This is a genomic window from Arthrobacter sp. Br18 (assembly GCF_000520555.1).
GTDB lineage: Bacteria > Actinomycetota > Actinomycetes > Actinomycetales > Micrococcaceae > Arthrobacter_D.
On record NZ_KI914885.1, the window covers coordinates 1 to 15,163 of the forward strand.

At 66.4% G+C, this 15,163-nt stretch carries 14 protein-coding genes and 1 pseudogene; 8 read left to right on the forward strand and 7 right to left on the reverse strand.

Annotated elements, in window-relative coordinates:
• Positions 1-336: 336 nt before the first annotated feature.
• The gene (locus Y704_RS21435; RefSeq protein WP_081747671.1) at positions 337-1,839 is read right to left on the reverse strand and encodes a dihydrolipoyl dehydrogenase family protein; all 1,503 of its coding nucleotides are present in this window, start codon (positions 1,837-1,839) and stop codon (positions 337-339) included.
• Positions 1,840-2,066: 227 nt separating this feature from the next.
• Between Y704_RS21435 and Y704_RS22870 the strand changes: the two genes are divergently transcribed.
• Positions 2,067-2,459 carry a class I SAM-dependent methyltransferase gene (locus Y704_RS22870; RefSeq protein ID WP_275451071.1) on the forward strand — a complete coding sequence of 131 codons (393 nt, stop codon included), beginning with the start codon at positions 2,067-2,069 and terminating at the stop codon, positions 2,457-2,459.
• Positions 2,460-2,550: 91 nt separating this feature from the next.
• Here the strand turns inward: Y704_RS22870 and Y704_RS0114000 are convergent, their stop codons facing one another.
• Entirely contained in the window at positions 2,551-3,405 is an 855-nt protein-coding gene (locus Y704_RS0114000; RefSeq protein WP_026550577.1) for a PHP domain-containing protein, read from the reverse strand.
• A gap of 105 nt (positions 3,406-3,510) precedes the next feature.
• Here Y704_RS0114000 and Y704_RS0114005 point away from each other — a divergent pair, with 105 nt between their 5' ends.
• A complete protein-coding gene (locus Y704_RS0114005; protein WP_035772864.1) occupies positions 3,511-5,088 on the forward strand; it encodes an aminopeptidase P family protein in 1,578 nt (525 codons plus the stop codon).
• Positions 5,089-5,214: 126 nt separating this feature from the next.
• On the opposite strand, the gene Y704_RS21445 is transcribed toward Y704_RS0114005, so the two are convergent.
• Complete coding sequence (locus Y704_RS21445; protein ID WP_051477143.1) at positions 5,215-6,129, reverse strand: YflT domain-containing protein; 915 nt, start codon at positions 6,127-6,129, stop codon at positions 5,215-5,217.
• Positions 6,130-6,261: 132 nt separating this feature from the next.
• On the opposite strand from Y704_RS21445, the gene Y704_RS0114015 reads away from it, so the two are divergent.
• The 3 genes from Y704_RS0114015 to Y704_RS0114025 are packed head-to-tail and all read left to right on the forward strand — an operon-like array spanning position 6,262 to position 9,255.
• Entirely contained in the window at positions 6,262-7,545 is a 1,284-nt protein-coding gene (locus tag Y704_RS0114015; protein WP_026550579.1) for a magnesium transporter MgtE N-terminal domain-containing protein, read from the forward strand.
• A complete protein-coding gene (locus Y704_RS21450; protein WP_035772907.1) occupies positions 7,538-8,137 on the forward strand; it encodes a DUF1003 domain-containing protein in 600 nt (199 codons plus the stop codon). Before Y704_RS0114015 ends, Y704_RS21450 begins: the two co-directional genes overlap by 8 nt.
• Entirely contained in the window at positions 8,134-9,255 is a 1,122-nt protein-coding gene (locus Y704_RS0114025; RefSeq protein WP_026550580.1) for an Mrp/NBP35 family ATP-binding protein, read from the forward strand. The genes Y704_RS21450 and Y704_RS0114025 overlap by 4 nt, the downstream gene beginning before the upstream one ends.
• A gap of 48 nt (positions 9,256-9,303) precedes the next feature.
• Here the strand turns inward: Y704_RS0114025 and Y704_RS0114030 are convergent, their stop codons facing one another.
• Positions 9,304-9,852 (reverse strand): TetR/AcrR family transcriptional regulator, encoded by a 549-nt coding sequence (locus Y704_RS0114030; protein WP_026550581.1) that lies wholly within the window; start codon positions 9,850-9,852, stop codon positions 9,304-9,306.
• A gap of 128 nt (positions 9,853-9,980) precedes the next feature.
• On the opposite strand from Y704_RS0114030, the pseudogene Y704_RS21455 reads away from it, so the two are divergent.
• Positions 9,981-10,844 (forward strand): annotated as a pseudogene (locus tag Y704_RS21455) (alpha/beta hydrolase).
• A 35-nt stretch (positions 10,845-10,879) separates the two neighbouring features.
• The gene (locus Y704_RS0114040) at positions 10,880-12,025 is read left to right on the forward strand and encodes a phosphotransferase (protein ID WP_026550582.1); all 1,146 of its coding nucleotides are present in this window, start codon (positions 10,880-10,882) and stop codon (positions 12,023-12,025) included.
• Positions 12,026-12,050: 25 nt separating this feature from the next.
• Here the strand turns inward: Y704_RS0114040 and Y704_RS0114045 are convergent, their stop codons facing one another.
• The 3 genes from Y704_RS0114045 to sigE all read right to left on the reverse strand — a co-directional run bounded on the left by Y704_RS0114045 (position 12,051) and on the right by sigE (position 14,181).
• Positions 12,051-12,464: a twin-arginine translocase TatA/TatE family subunit gene (locus tag Y704_RS0114045; protein ID WP_026550583.1), complete on the reverse strand. Its 414-nt coding sequence runs from the start codon at positions 12,462-12,464 to the stop codon at positions 12,051-12,053.
• An 88-nt stretch (positions 12,465-12,552) separates the two neighbouring features.
• Positions 12,553-13,329, reverse strand: a complete 777-nt coding sequence (locus Y704_RS22875; protein WP_253904352.1) for a hypothetical protein — start codon at positions 13,327-13,329, stop codon at positions 12,553-12,555.
• A gap of 207 nt (positions 13,330-13,536) precedes the next feature.
• Positions 13,537-14,181: an RNA polymerase sigma factor SigE gene (sigE, locus tag Y704_RS0114055; RefSeq protein ID WP_035772865.1), complete on the reverse strand. Its 645-nt coding sequence runs from the start codon at positions 14,179-14,181 to the stop codon at positions 13,537-13,539.
• A 243-nt stretch (positions 14,182-14,424) separates the two neighbouring features.
• On the opposite strand from sigE, the gene Y704_RS0114060 reads away from it, so the two are divergent.
• Positions 14,425-15,063, forward strand: a complete 639-nt coding sequence (locus tag Y704_RS0114060) for an O-methyltransferase (RefSeq protein WP_026550585.1) — start codon at positions 14,425-14,427, stop codon at positions 15,061-15,063.
• The last annotated feature ends 100 nt before the right edge of the window (positions 15,064-15,163 follow it).

Genomic DNA, 15,163 nt, shown 5'->3' on the forward strand with positions numbered 1-15,163 from the left:
TCGCCCACCTCTGCCGCTACCACCACCACCTCAAAACCCACGGCCACTGGACCTACACCCAACCCACCCCCGGCACCATCACCACCACCTCACCCGCCGGCCGCACCTACACCACCCACCCCCACACCACCCCCACCTAAACACACCACCCCGACCTCCCCCCGGACCCGTCAGGGCTGGGCGGTCAGGGCTGAGCGGTCAGGGCTGAGCGGTCAGGGCTGGGCGGTCAGGACCCACAACGGGTCGGGCTCCAGACTGAGCCACCAGGGGTGAAACCGACACACCACCGACGCTGGTGAGACCCTCCTTCCCCACACCGGAGCGCCGCGCGTCGAACTACCGGCCACTGCGGCCATTGCTCGCCCGGGTACTGCGGTGATTGCTCGCCCGGCTACTGCGGTGATTGCTCGCCCCGGTACTGCGGCCGTTGCTCGCCCGGGCACTCCTCCACCGGTTGATGCCCGCCAGCAGCTTCACGGCGAACCTGACGAGCGGCACATCGAGCGTCGATCCCGCGTGGGTGATCGCCGCATTCCAGAGGGCATCGTTGTAGGTGGGGTAGGCGTGCATGACGCCGGCCAGGTCCCGGGTGGTCAGTTTCTGCTGAACGGCGAGGGCGAGCTCCCCTAGGGTCTCTCCAGCCCTTGGCCCCACAATTGTCCCTCCCAGAATCCTGCCGCGCCTGCCGACGACAATTTTCACGAACCCGTCGGTCTGTTCCTCGGTGATTGCACGGTCCGTGTCGGCGTAATGAATGGTCGAAGTGCTGTGTCCCTCAGCCGAAGACGACGTGACACCGACAGCCGCGACCTCCGGTGAGGTGAACGTGACGCGCGGAATGATGCCACTGACGCCCCGGCGAAGTCCCAGGACCGCGTTCGACGCCGCGGTGCTCGCGTACATACCGGCGGCGTGGGTGTAGTCGGGGTAGGGGGTGACATCACCTGCCGCCCAGATCGCAGGATTGGAGGACCTCATCCCGCTGTCGACCACTACGTAACCGGCGTCGTCGCGCTCGACGCCGGCACGGTCGAGCCCCAGATCCGCCGTCCGCGCTTTGCGCCCCGCGGCGACGAGGATGACATCGGCCGGCACTTCCCGGCCGTCGGAGGTGATGACCGCACTGTCCCCGGCACGATTGCCGGTGACCCGGTCGGCCTTCGTCCCCTCCAGTACCTCCACGCCGTCCGAGATGAGGCTTTTCCGGACTACTGCGGCTGCCTCGCGGTCCTCCCTGGGCAGGATCTCCGAGCGGGAGAGGATCACCACCTGCGAGCCCAGACGGGCGAAGGCCTGTCCCAGCTCGCAGCCGATGGGTCCGCCGCCGATGATGACCAGCCGGCCCGGAAGTGTCTCCAGATCCCAGACGCTCTCGGACGTCACCACCAGCGCCGTCTCCAATCCGGGAAGAGGCGGCATCAGCGGCGCGCTGCCGGTGGCGATGAGCGCCTGGCGGAAGCGGATCGTCCTGCCGTCAACCTCTGCTTCGCCGGGGCCGGTGAACCGGGCGGTACCGAACAGCACTGAGACACCGTACGACTCCAAAGTCGCCGGTGAATCATCCGGTTCGATCGTGGAGATGGCTTCCGAAATGCGCTGCCGCACGTCCACGAAATTGGTTCCATTACCGGTCAGTGCCTGCCGGGTAGCTGATCGACGTGCAGCAGAAATGAGGGTCTTGGAGGGAATGCATCCGGTCCACAGGCAGTCCCCACCGGTCCGGGCACGTTCCACCAGAACCGTGCGGGCGCCCAGTCGGGCAGCCGTTCTCGCCCCCACGATGCCGGCGGTACCTCCACCTATCACCAGCAGGTCAACAACTCCCTCGACACGTTCCACGGAAATCCTCCATCATTGGGGCCAGGTTCCCGTCCAGCCTAGGCTGTATCTGGAATCCACCGGCAGCGCCACAACCGAAACGGAGCGTTCCCGATCGCCGAAAGATACAGTACCTTTGCACCCTTCTACGACGTCCTCTCGGCCGAATACCCCGTGTACCGGGCGGGCAGGAAGAAAGCGATCGGGCTGCTCGGGCTGAAACCCGGCGCGCAGGTCCTCGATCTGGGCTGCGGCACCGGGCTCAACTTCTCCTCCTCCGGGACAGGATCCGACCAGAGGGAATGATCGTCGGCATCGACAGCAGCCCCGGGATGCTGGCACAGGCCCGCCGCCGCGCCACGCGGAACGGCTGGACCAACGTCATCCTGCTGGAGGCCGACGCAACCACACTGTTCCCGGCCGTGATCGGTGACCGGATCGCCGCCCAGGGGGGAAGGAGGCACTCCGATGCGGCACTGGCCACCTACGCGCTCTCACTGATGCCCGACTGGGAAACCGCCTGGACCAACATGGCGTCGCTGGGAATGCCCGGGGCGGCAATGGCTGTGGTCGACATGCAGGAACCCACCGGCGCCTTCTCCGGCCTGGCGCCTCTTGCGCGGGCCGCCTGCCGGCTCTGAGGTTCCGATATCAACGCACATCCCTGGACCGCTCTCGAACGCGACTGCGTCGAAGTCGGGAAGGAGTCTGCCCGCGGCAGCCACCTCCAGATCAGGACAGGGCGCCTCCGACCGGGGTTCCCGTAGCCGCAAGCAGAATGCGCTCGAAGGTTTCCTGCGATGTTACGTTCTCCCCGAGAAGATTCGGCTTTCCGGTTCCGTGATAATCGCTGGATCCCGTGACGAGGAGGTCGTGTTCGCGGGCAATCCGGCGGAGGTCCGTCCGCGCCGGCTCGGGATTATCGCGGTGGTCGATCTCGAGCCCCAGGAGACCGGCGTCGATCATCTCGTTGATGGCGGCACCCCCTACCACCCGTCCGCGGTTGAACGCCGAGGGGTGGGCGAACACCGGTACACCGCCGGCCTGGCGGATCAGCTCGACGGCGGTAGCCGGATGCGGCGCGTAATGGCTCACCCAGTAAGGGGACCGGGCCGTGAGGATCCGTTCGAACGCCTCACTGCGGGTCTCCACGATTCCCAACGCAATCAGCGCATCAGCTATGTGCGGGCGTCCGACGGTAGCGCCCTCGGTGACGAACTGCTGCACCAGGGACCAGGAGATGGGAAAATCATCCGACATCAGCTCCACCATGCGCTGCGCACGCGTAAACCTCGCGGTGCGGGACTTTTCGATCTCTTCGAGGAGCCCTGGATGGGTTGGGTCGTGGAGGTAGGACAGTACATGCACACTGATCCCGCTATCAGTGCGGCACGAAACCTCCATACCCGGAACGAACACCACGGAGAGCCGCGCCGCGGCCTGCCCGGCCCGGGCCCACCCCGCCGTCGAATCGTGGTCCGTCAGGGCGACGGCGTCGAGCCCCGCCGCCGCCGCCGACTCCACAAGCACCTCCGGGGTTTCGGTGCCGTCGGATACGTTCGAGTGCGTGTGCAGGTCAATTTTCACTCCACCCAATCTACGCCCCGCGCCGTCCAGCGGGATTTACCCCGGGAGCTGATGTTTGGCCGTCGGGAAGGCCGGTGAGACGATAAAACGGTGAGTACAGCAGACATGACCTCCGCGTCCCTCCCTGAATCCAATCCTTCACCTGGCGCAGACGGCAACCAGCCCCTGTCCGACCGCAATGAGAACCGGTCCCAGCGCCCGGACTCCGATGCCTTCAAGGCGTTCATGGCCAGCAACTGGGCTCCTGACCTGGTAGGGCTGCCAGCCAGGGCTGAAGTTGCTTCCTTCGCTGCGCAGCGAAGGAAGGCCGTCTCGGAACGGTTTCCCGGCGAGCGCCTGGTCATTCCGGCCGGACCGTTCAAGGTCCGCTCCAACGACACCGACTACCGTTTCCGGCCGCACTCCGGCTTCGCGCACCTCACCGGCCTGGGCCTCGACCACGAGCCCGACGCCGTCCTGGTCATGGAGCCGGTGGAGGAGGGAACGGGTGACGACGGCGGGCACCACACCGCCACGCTGTACTTCCGCGAACTCGCCGGCCGGGACAGCGCCGAGTTCTACGCGAATGCGCGCTACGGCGAATTCTGGATCGGCCCCCGCCCCTCGATGGCGCAGCTGAAGGCCCTGCTGGACCTTTCGACCGCGGACCTCGGCGAACTTGAAGTAGCAATCACGAAGGATGCCGGAGTCCGGGAGATCGGCGGCATGGGCATCCGGCTATCGCGTGACGTCGATCTGAACGCCGATGCCCTCGTCGATACCTCCCGGATGAACACCGGCGTCGACCTGGAAAAGGCCGATGCCCTCGACGCCATCCTTGCGGAGGTCCTCTCCGAACTCCGGCTCCTCAAGGATCCCTGGGAGATCAGGCAGCTCGAGGCGGCCGTGGCGGCCACCGTCAAGGGGTTCCACGAGGTGGTTCTCCAGCTCCCCCGTGCAATATCGCATCCCCGCGGCGAGCGGGTGGTAGAGGGGGCATTCTTCACGCGCGCACGTGAGGAGGGGAACGATCTGGGCTATGACACGATTGCCGCGTCCGGCAACAATGCGACGGTGCTTCACTGGATTCGGAACAACGGCACGGTCTCCGCAGGAGACCTTCTGCTCCTCGACGCCGGTGTTGAAACCGACAGCCTGTACACCGCGGACATCACGCGGACGCTTCCGGTGAACGGGGAATACACCGCGATCCAGAGGCGCATCTACGAGGCCGTCCTCGACGCCGCCGATGCGGGGTTCGCCGCAGCCCAGCCGGGCCGGAAGTTCCGGGACGTGCACCTTGCAGCCGTCACCGTACTTGCCGAGCGCCTCGACGACTGGGGGCTGCTCCCCGCGCCGCTCGACGAAGTGCTCTCCCCCGAGGGCCAGCACCACCGTCGCTGGATGCCGCACGGCACGAGCCACCACCTCGGAATGGACGTCCACGACTGCGCGCAGGCACGCCGCGAGCTGTACCTCGACGGCATCCTGACGGAGGGTATGGTCTTCACCATCGAGCCGGGGCTCTACTTCAAGAGGGAGGACCTGGCCGTTCCCGAGGAGTACCGCGGCATCGGGGTGCGGATCGAGGACGACATCCTCATGACCGCAAATGGCCCGGTCAACCTCAGTGCCGCTCTGCCGCGCACCGCGGACGACGTCGAAGCCTGGATGGCGGGGATCTACAGCAGTACCGGACACTAGGCTTCCGCAAACCAGAAGGCCCGGACCCGTAAGGGGTCCGGGCCTTCTTCGAAGCCGGGTGCGCCGCGTCATGTGGAAGCTGCCACCTGAAGGCTGCTATGTAGAAGCTGCTACCCGGGGAAGCTGCTACCTCGGCGACGACGACGTCCCGGGATCGGCCACCTGTGTTGAGCCGTGCCCGGTGCCTTCCTCGCCCGGTTCCGCAGCCTCGTCCGGAGCGATGTCGAGCCGTTCGCCGTACTGGGGACGTCCGTCCGGAAGATCGGGAAATTGGCCGCGCCGCGGCCCGTCGTACGCGGCAGGCTGCGGGACGCCGCTCGTGACGCCGTCGCCCGCAGAAGAGACCTGCGCGGGAGTGCCCGTCGGGGAGTCCTGCCCGCCGGTCGGGCTGTCGCCCTGGCCTCCCATGCTTCCCTGATCTCCCTGGCCGACATAGGGATCGTTCCAGGACTGCGGCCGGGCCGGCGGCTGCTGCGACTGCGGCCCGCCGGTGGACCCGCTATTCGGCTGCCCCCACCCCGTCGACGGCGCGCCCGCGTGCTGGGGCTGGCCGTTCATGGGCAGCTGCTGAAGCTGGCGCCGGGCGTCGGAGGACACCTCGGGGTCAACGATGACGTCATAGCTGGTCGCGATCACCTGGCTCGTGGAGGTGAAGTCCCGCTTGCCCCGCTGGAAGGCATAGGTGATGACGCCGAAAAGAAGCCAGAACACTGCCCCGAGTGCCATCGACGACACCACGGTGCTGACTGCCTCGCTTCCGCCGAAGAGGGTCAGGATGAGTCCGACGAAAAAGCCGAACCAGGCACCGGTGGCCGCACTGGCCATGGCAACCCTCGGATAGCTGAGCCTGCCGGTGACACGCTCCACCGTCTTCAGATCATTGCCGAGGATCGATACCTTCTCGACGGGAAACTTGTTGTCGGCCAGGTAGTCGACCGCCTTCTGCGCCTCGAGGTAGGCGGTGTACCGCCCCACCGTCTCACCCTTGGGGAGGGTGCGGCTCTCATCGCGGGAGGGAGTGCGGCCTAATTGTGTGGACATGATGCCATTCTTCCCCAGATCAGCAAGGGTGGGGCGGAGTATCGCTCGCAGTGAAACGATGCCGCGTGGAATCCGGCTGTCGGGCAGGCCTGGAATGCGCCGATAGCCCACCTGCCGAAGTAGCCTAGACAGGTGAGTACGAATCCTACGCGCGTCTTCGTGGCGCGCCTTCTGGGCCTTGACGTGTTCGACCCCCTGGGCGACCGCCTCGGCCGCCTGCGCGACGCCGTCGTGCTTGACCGCGGATCCGCCCGTGTCCCCCAGGTGGTGGGCCTGGTGGTGGAGGTGCCCGGCAAGAAGCGGATCTTCGTTCCCATGACCCGGGTCACCTCGATGGATCCTTCCCAGATCATCTGCACGGGCCTCGTGAACCTCCGCCGGTTCGATCAGCGCGGTGCGGAGATGCTCATTGTCGCTGAACTGTTCGACCGGCGCGTGACCCTCCGCGACGGCAGCGGCAGCGCCACCATCGAAGATGTGGCGATGGAGAAGAACCGGCCGGGAGACTGGCATGTCTCGCAGCTGTTCATTCGACGCGGAGCACAGAATTCCCCGCTGCGCGGGCTGCGGCGCGGGGGCGAGCGCCTCATCATCGACTGGCTGGACGCCCTCCACGGTGAGATGGATGAGCCGCAGGGCGCCAGCCAGTTCGTGGCGCAGCATGAGGACCTCAAAGCAGCCGATTTCGCCGAAGCCCTCCACGAGATGAATGACAAGCGCCGCATCGAGGTGGCCGGCGAACTGCAGGATGACCGCCTGGCTGACGTGCTGCAGGAACTGCCCGATGACGACCAGGTCCAGATCCTCTCCTCCCTCTCGCGGGAGCGTGCGGCTGATGTCCTTGAGGAAATGGACCCGGATGACGCCGCAGACCTCCTCAATGAACTGCCCGAGGATCAGAAGGAGGAGCTCCTGCAGCTGATGGAGCCCGACGACGCCGAGGACGTCCGCCGCCTGCTCGAGTATGAGGAGGATACCGCCGGCTCACTGATGACGACGGTTCCCGTCATCCTTCCCCCCGAGGCGACCGTTGCCGAAGCGTTGGCGCATGTCCGGCGGGAGGAGCTGACACCAGCCCTAGCCTCGTCGATCTTTGTCTGCCGCCCACCACTTGAGACCCCCACGGGGAAGTACCTGGGCGTAGTCCACATCCAGCAGCTGCTCAGATATCCTCCTCCCGAGCCCCTGGGAAATATCATCGATACGGATCTCGAGGCAGTGGGCGACCAGGCCAACGTGAGCGAGGTGTCCCGGATCCTTGCCACCTACAACCTGAACTCGCTGCCGGTCGTGAATACCGAGGGCCGCCTGGTGGGGGCGGTCACGGTCGACGACGTCCTTGACCACCTGCTCCCGGACGACTGGCGGGCACAGGACGACACACGGGGACTGAAGCGAGGTGACCGCCGTGGTTGAGAAGATCAGGTCGAATTCAAGTGGACTCGATACGCCGCGTGAGGCGCGCAACCGCATCCTCCCGCGCCTGCGACCGAACCCGGACCGCTTCGGCAGCGGCACGGAGAACATCGCCCGTTTCATGGGTACCCCGCAGTTCCTCTTCTACATGACGGTCTTCGTCGTGGTCTGGCTGACCTGGAACACCATCGCTCCGGACAACCTGCGGTTCGATAGCGCGGCGCTCGGATTCACCGCGCTGACCCTCATGCTGTCCCTGCAGGCCTCCTATGCTGCTCCCCTGTTGCTGCTCGCGCAGAACCGGCAGGACGACCGCGACCGCGTCTCCACGCGGGAGGATCGCCAACGGGCCGAGCGGAACCTCTCCGACACCGAGTACCTGACCCGTGAGATCGCCGACCTTCGCATTGCCCTCCGCGAGGTAGCCACGCGCGACTACGTGCGGTCCGAACTTCGTTCGCTCCTCGAGGAACTCCTCGAGGGTTCGGAAGGCCAGGAGCCGACCCTGCAGAAAAAGGCACGGAAGAAGGCAACGGACAATCCTGCTGTCCCGTCCCGCACCCAGCAGGGCGGGAGGAACTCCGCTCCGTGATCGCCGAGGAAACCGTCCGGACAGCACTGGCCGCAGTGATCGACCCCGAGCTTCGGAGGCCGATCACCGAGCTGGGGATGGTGGACTCCATCACTGTTGCACTGGACGGCGGAGTTCACGTCCGCGTCCTTCTCACCATCCAGGGGTGTCCCCTGAAGGAAACCATCACCGCCGACGTCGAGCGGACCGTGGGAGGGCTCGACGGCGCCACCGCCGTGGACGTCGAGCTCGGCGTCATGGACCAGCAGCAGCGGAACGCATTGAAGGAGATGCTGCGCGGGGCCGGCGGACAGCGTGGAATCCCGTTCAACGAGGAAGGGTCGCTCACGCGCGTGTACGCGGTCGCCAGCGGCAAGGGCGGCGTCGGCAAGTCGAGTGTCACGGTGAACCTCGCGACCGCGATGGCGTCTGAGGGCCTGCGCGTAGGGATTGTCGACGCCGATGTGCACGGCTTCTCAGTTCCGGCCCTCATGGGCATCACCCAGAGCCCCACACGCGTTGACGAAATGATCCTCCCTCCCGTTGCCTATGGCGTGAAGGTCATCTCGATCGGCATGTTTGTCAGAACGAACCAGCCCGTCGCGTGGCGGGGTCCCATGCTTCACCGCGCCCTTGAACAGTTTCTGACGGACGTATACTTCGGCGACCTCGACGCGCTGTTCCTCGATCTCCCGCCCGGCACCGGGGACATAGCGATCTCCGTCGCCCAGCTGCTCCCGCACTCCGAACTGCTGGTGGTGACCACCCCGCAGAGCGCCGCCGCCGACGTCGCCGAACGGGCCGGTGCGATGGCTGTGCAGACCGGCCAGCGGGTAGCAGGCGTAGTCGAGAACATGTCCTGGCTGGAGCTCCCCGACGGTGAACGCCTCGAACTGTTCGGCGCCGGCGGCGGGCGAGTCCTCGCCGAACGCCTGACGCAGACCCTCGGCACGTCGATACCGCTGTTGGGAAGCATCCCGGTGGACATCGCGCTGCGTCGGGGCGGCGACGCCGGGACTCCCCTGGTCCTCAGCGAATCCCGCTCCCCTGCTGCGGAGGAACTGCGGTCCATCGCACGCGGGCTTGCCCGCCGGCCGCGGGGCCTTGACGGGAAGAAGCTGCCCGTTTCGCTGCGGTAGCCCTCCGGCCCGAGGTTTCCCGCTGCAGAGTCCTGATCGCGGTTCCCGTCAACGGTCCTGGTCGAGGACCGACCGCAGCAGGAGGGAGAACACGGGGCGCGGATCCGCCTCGACGTGGCGGACGATCCGGTGCAGGATCAGTCCCTCCGCGCAGGCCATGACGGCGTCGGCGGCTGCCTGCGGATCCGGAGCGCCAAGGCGGGAGAGCACGCGCAGCATCGCGGACTCCATCGCGGTGCGCCCGCGGGAGACCGCCTCACGAAGGGTCGCGTCATGACTTGCCTCGAGGAAGAGCGCAAGGCGCGCCGCGGTCACGCTGCGGTTCGGCCCGGTGGTGTAGTCGACCAGACCGCACAGCGCATCGAGAAGCCCGCCGACGGAACCGAGCGCGGCCACTCCATCCACCTCGCTCATCTCGCGCTCCACGATGCGGTCGACGACGCCGACCAGGAGCGCAGCCCGCGTGCGGAAATAATTGGAGGTCGAGCCTCTGGGGAGGCCTGCCCGCTCATCCACCCTCACGTGGGTGAGCGCCCTCAGGCCCTGATCGCCGACGAGGTCGATTGCGGCATCGAGCGCCCGCGTTCTGGTTCCCATCGAACCACTATAGGCATAGTGACACGGCACTATGGACGTAGTAAAATTTGTTCATGGAACAGACTCTCCTCGCGCTCCCCCAGCTCGACGGCGTTGAGCACCGCTTCATTAACCTTCCAGGACTGCGCATGCATGTGGCAGAAATCGGACAGGGAGAACCTGTCCTCCTCCTTCATGGATTTCCCCAGCACTGGTGGGAATGGCGCAAGGTCATCCCCACCCTTTCCACGCAGTATCGGCTCATCTGTCCGGATCTCCGCGGATTCGGCTGGACCGAGGCGCCGCGCGGAGGCTATACCAGGGATTAGTTGCTGAGCGACCTCGTCGCCCTGCTGGACGACCTCCAGCCGGGCCCCATTCACCTGCTCGCCCACGATTGGGGAGCCCTACTCGGCTATCACCTGTGCCTGCGCTGTCCCGTACAGATCCGAAGCTACCTCTCCCTCGGCATTCCTCCGCCGTACTTCGAGTTCGATGCCCGCCTGGTGGCCGGAATCCTGCGGGCAGCTCCGTTCGAGCTCCTGATGCCGATTCCTTTTCTGGCACCTCTGCTCCTGCGGCGCGGCTCGCAACGCCTGCTGCGGAGCATGTTCGCCGATCACGCAACGGCAGGAGCGTTTGGGGAGGACGACGTCGAGCTCTTCCTCGCGCGGTTCCGCGAGCCGGAACGGGCGCGGGCCGGCTCCGCGCTGTACCGCAACTTCATCCAGCCCGAGGCCGTGCGGATCATGAGCGGCTCCTATCGGGGCAGGCGGCTGACCACGGCGACCCGGGTGCTCCTCGGCGTTGACGATCCCGCGATGCGCCGCGACTACCTCCACGGCTACGAGCACTTCGTCGACGACGTCGGGATGGTCCTCGTGGACGGTGCCTCGCACTTCCTCGCCGACGACCGGCCGGATATCGTGGTGACACACGCAGTGGAATTTTTCAGTTCTGCATCCCGGCCGTCCGGGCAGACGCCGCCTGACGGCCGCGGAGGGATGCATTGAGGTCAGCAGAGCGGCTCGGCGGGAGGACGTCAGCGATGGGTTCGGAGCCACAGCCCCTCCGAAGCACCAGTGTGGACGGCAGCTTCCCGGACGCGGGGACCATCGCCCGCTTGGCCGGCGCGGCCCTCGGACCGGACAACGCCACGACGGTCCTCGCGTCCGGACTGGTACCGATCGGGGGTCCGGTTTTCAACATGACCACCAGTGGACTGTGGCGCCTGAAGGTCTCCGTGACGGGCAGGAGCGGCCCGCAGACCATGTCCGCTGTGCTCAAGATCATTCAGACGCCGCTGCGCTGGCCGGGGATCGGCGCGGTGCCCCCGGAAGCGCGGGACTCCCTGGTTCAGCACTACCCGTGGCGGACCGAGGCCGAGGTGTACGGGAGCGACCTCGGCCGCTTTCTCCCAGGAGGGTTCAGGATGCCGGTCAGCTACGGCACCGAGGTGCTCGACTCCGAAAGCATCGCGCTGTGGATGGAAGACGTCGCCGAAGACTCAAGGATCACCTGGGATGACGGGCTCTTCGCGAGGATGGCGTATTTCCTCGGTCGGCTTGCGGGGGTTTCCGGAGCGCCTACGGGCGCCGTGCGGGATGTCGGCGCCTACGCCGACGGCCCCGGACACCACGTCTTCATTCCTCTGCTGCGCTCCGGTGTACTTCACACCCACCCCGCTTTCGAGGGAGCTGTCGACGCCGGGCTCGAGCAGGACATGATTGCCTTCACCCGGCAGATTCCCGCCCTGGTCCAGGAGTCAGCCGGTATTCCCACCCGGCGCGCCCATGGGGACGCCTGCCCGCAGAACCTCCTGCAGACAAGCGGAGGGACCGTGGCGATCGACTGGGGCAGCTTCGGGAGGTACGTCGTCGGATTCGACCTGGGTCAGCTGCTTTCCGGTCGCGTCAACCAGGGCGTGATGCAGGGGTCGGAACTGTACCGGCTCGCTCCCCTGTGCCTGACGGCCTATCTCGACGGATTGGAGGATGGGGGCACGGTGTTCCCCCGCGGCGTCGTCCGGCGCGGCTTCGCCGTTTCGACCGCGATCATCAGCGGCCTGTCCGCGCTGTGTCCGGAGGAATTGCGGGGACCCCTCACCGACGACCTACGCACCCTGGTGGCCGCGCGAGCCGGCATGGCACGTTTCCTGCTCGATGAACTCAACGAGACGGCGACCGCGTCCTGAGAACCCCTCGTTGCTGGATGCTCGGCTAGGTCGCCTCGACGTCGTAGGGTGCCGGTTGTCCATCGGAAAGCCGCGCAGACGCGGCCGCTACCGGAGCCACCTCGAGGGCCTTCGCAACGCCGGAGCGGCGTACAGGCGGCACCGCTGCCGGCGCTCCACCACTGAGCGGTTTCACAGCATCCTCGATGTCGTCGAGAAGAGCTTCCTTGATGATGCGCCGGGGGTCGTACTGGCGCGGATCCAGCTTTCGCCAGTCCACCTCGTCGAGCTCCGGGCCCACCTCCTCACGGAGCTGCTCCCGGGCGCCGGAGGCCATGCGGCGGAGTCCCTTGACGAGCCGCGCAAGTTGGGACGCGTACTCCGGCAGCCGCTCGGGTCCCAGGATAAAAACGGCCAGGATCGCCAGCACCACGAACTCAAGACCGTTGATTCCCACCACGGGGAAAGCCTACCTTCCCGCCCATGACACCGGCGATTCGCCGCAGGATCCCGAAGCGGCCGCCGTGCGGATCCTGGTCCATGTGTTCCTACTGCATTCGATCAGGGTCGGCCAGAAGGCCGAGGCCACGAAGGATCCGAGTCATGGTCGAGTTGTCAGGAGCGGGGGCCGAAGGCACCAATTGGGAATGCTCGGTGGCAACGAGCTGGTTCACTGTCTGCGGCATCGCCGCCGCCGCCATGCTCGATACCACTGTGTAGGTCACTGATGACGAATCGAGCACCACCTGCCAGGGCTCTCCCGGCTGCACCCACATATCACGTTCCGTTCCACCGATATGCTCGAAGCCGTCCACTGTCACCGGATTTCCCGTCAGCGCGTTGACGGGCGGAGCAGCGGCCTCCTGCACCGGGTCGACCCTGCGCTGTTCATAAACGGTGATCGTGTCGGTGCCGTTGCCAAGTACCAGCTCCAGCGTGGGACGTCCGCTCACCGTGATTCCCTCGGCGCTTCGAAGCTCGAACCCCATCGCTTCGAGCACCGGGCAGTACCAGCCGCCCTCCCTCAGCCGATCCAGCTGCGCCGCGTCGAGGACAGCGGGAGTTTCCGGTGCCACTGACTCCCATCCGGTCCGAAGAGCGCTCGTCGCACCGGCACCTGCCACCGGCGTGGATCCGTTCTCGGCCCCCACGATATAGGCGCCCGTGAGAACGGCTCCGGCAACCACCACGGTTCCGCCGGCCGCGGCAAGCGAGGCCCACCTGCTCGCGGGCACCGCCTTCCGGAGACGGCGCCTGCGCACGCCGGACGCACTTGCGCCTGCCGGCAGGCTGTAAGGAGTGGGCAGGCTGGGAGGGGTACCCATCCTGCCGAGGATACGATGGGAGAGGTCGCCTGGAAGCTCCGGTGCGCCGGCGCCGGCGAGCGCGAACCGCAGGCTCCGGTGGCCTTCGACGAGCCCGGCACAGTGGGCGCACCGGGAGACGTGCTCCGCGACAGCGGCCCTCTTCCGCGGCTCGAGCTCCTCGTCGACAAAGTCCTGCAGATATCGTCTGGGGTGACGCATCGCGGCCTAGCCCACACCTGCCACTCGTGGCATCGAAAGGGCCGGTGCACTACTGCTGGGCTTCCTCGGATCCCGGTGTGCGAGCTTTTCCCGCAGCATCGTCCGGCCGCGGTGGATGCGCGATCGGACAGTCCCGAGCTTGACGTCCAGCACCCGCGCCACCTCGTCATAGGCGAGGCCCTCAAGGTCGCACAGGACGACAGCAGCCCGAAAATCCGGGGGAAGCTCCTCGAGGGCCGACTGGACATCGATGTCCAGATTGTTGAACTCGAAACTGCGCTCGGGGCCGGGGTGCCTGCTGGGAAGGCGGCTTTCTGCTTCGTCGGTCAGTCCGTCGAAGCGGATGCGCGTCTTCCGGCGCGCCTGATCCAGGAAAAGGTTCGTGGTGATGCGGTGCAGCCAGCCGTCGAGCGTGCCCGGCCGAAAATTGGCGAGCGACCGGAAGACGCGGACGAAGACCTCCTGCGTGAGATCCTCGGCATCATATTTGTTGCCGGTGAGGCGATAGGCGAGCCGGTATACCTTGGGCGAGTAGTCGACTACTACTTCTTCCCACGAGGGAGCCACCCACGGGGTTTCCTCGCCGCTGCCGGGCAGCCCTGCATCCGGTGCCTCAACCGTCGTCTCTGCTGCCGTTTCCACAGTAGACATCATCTTCTCCTTCGCCGGGAACTCCTGAGATGCCTCCGACGACATGGCGCCCGCCGGAAACAACCTGTGTGCCTAATCAAGGATTCGTGGCTGCCACCGACACGGATGTCCCGGATGAAATTCTTTCGCAGGAAGCTGTGAGGTAGCTGTAAAGCTATCGGGCGCCCACCCAACCAGTAGTCTTGTTCCCGGGCCTGGGCCCGGGATCCCGCAATTCACCTGGACATCGACAGAATGGACGCCATGGCCGCCGACAAACTAAGCAGCTGGTCCTACACCGAGAACCTGCCGGCCGAGGACGAAGTACTCCTTCGGGCGAGGGACAGATCCCACGAGCTGGGGGTCACTCCTGTGACGCAGGGGGTCGGGGCCGCCCTGACCGTCCTCGCCGCGGGGTCGAAGGCACAGACGGCCGTCGAGGTCGGTGCAGGGGCGGGAGTCTCCGGGGTGTGCCTCCTGCGAGGTCTCGGACCGCAGTCAGTGCTTACCACCATCGATTCCGATGTCGACCATCTTCGGACCGCGCGTGAGGCCTATTCCGAAGCGGGTGTGCCAGGCAACCGCACCCGCACCATCTCCGGCCGTGCTGCGGACGTCCTCCCACGGCTGACCGACGCAGCCTACGACCTTGTCTTCATCGACGCCGACAGCCCTGGATTGCCCCTGTACGTGGACCAGGCTGTCCGCCTGCTCAAGCCGGGTGGAATGCTGATCGTCAACGATGCACTGGACGCGGACCGCGTGTCCGATCCTGCAATCCGGGAGTCCTCGACCAACATCCTCCGCCAGGTGGGCCGAACGGTCCGGGACAACGATCAGTTGTTCTCCACCGTGCTGCCGACCGGAACGGGTCTGCTTCTTGCGGTCAAGCGGCGGTCCTGACGGCCGCCGACAACGCTCTGCGGTCAAGCGGCGGTCCTGACGGCGGCCGACAGGCAATGCCCTGCAGTCAAGCGGCGGTCCTGACGGCCGCCGACAACGT

Excerpts from the sequence above, each read along its gene's own strand:
- Y704_RS0114005 (WP_035772864.1), top strand. The coding sequence starts at position 3,511 with ATGACCTCCGCGTCCCTCCCTGAATCCAATCCTTCACCTGGCGCAGAC.
- Y704_RS21445 (WP_051477143.1), bottom strand. The coding sequence starts at position 6,129 with ATGTCCACACAATTAGGCCGCACTCCCTCCCGCGATGAGAGCCGCACC.
- Y704_RS0114030 (WP_026550581.1), bottom strand. The coding sequence starts at position 9,852 with ATGGGAACCAGAACGCGGGCGCTCGATGCCGCAATCGACCTCGTCGGC.
- Y704_RS0114040 (WP_026550582.1), top strand. The coding sequence starts at position 10,880 with ATGGGTTCGGAGCCACAGCCCCTCCGAAGCACCAGTGTGGACGGCAGC.
- Y704_RS22875 (WP_253904352.1), bottom strand. The coding sequence starts at position 13,329 with ATGGGTACCCCTCCCAGCCTGCCCACTCCTTACAGCCTGCCGGCAGGC.
- sigE (WP_035772865.1), bottom strand. The coding sequence starts at position 14,181 with ATGTCTACTGTGGAAACGGCAGCAGAGACGACGGTTGAGGCACCGGAT.
- Y704_RS0114060 (WP_026550585.1), top strand. The coding sequence starts at position 14,425 with ATGGCCGCCGACAAACTAAGCAGCTGGTCCTACACCGAGAACCTGCCG.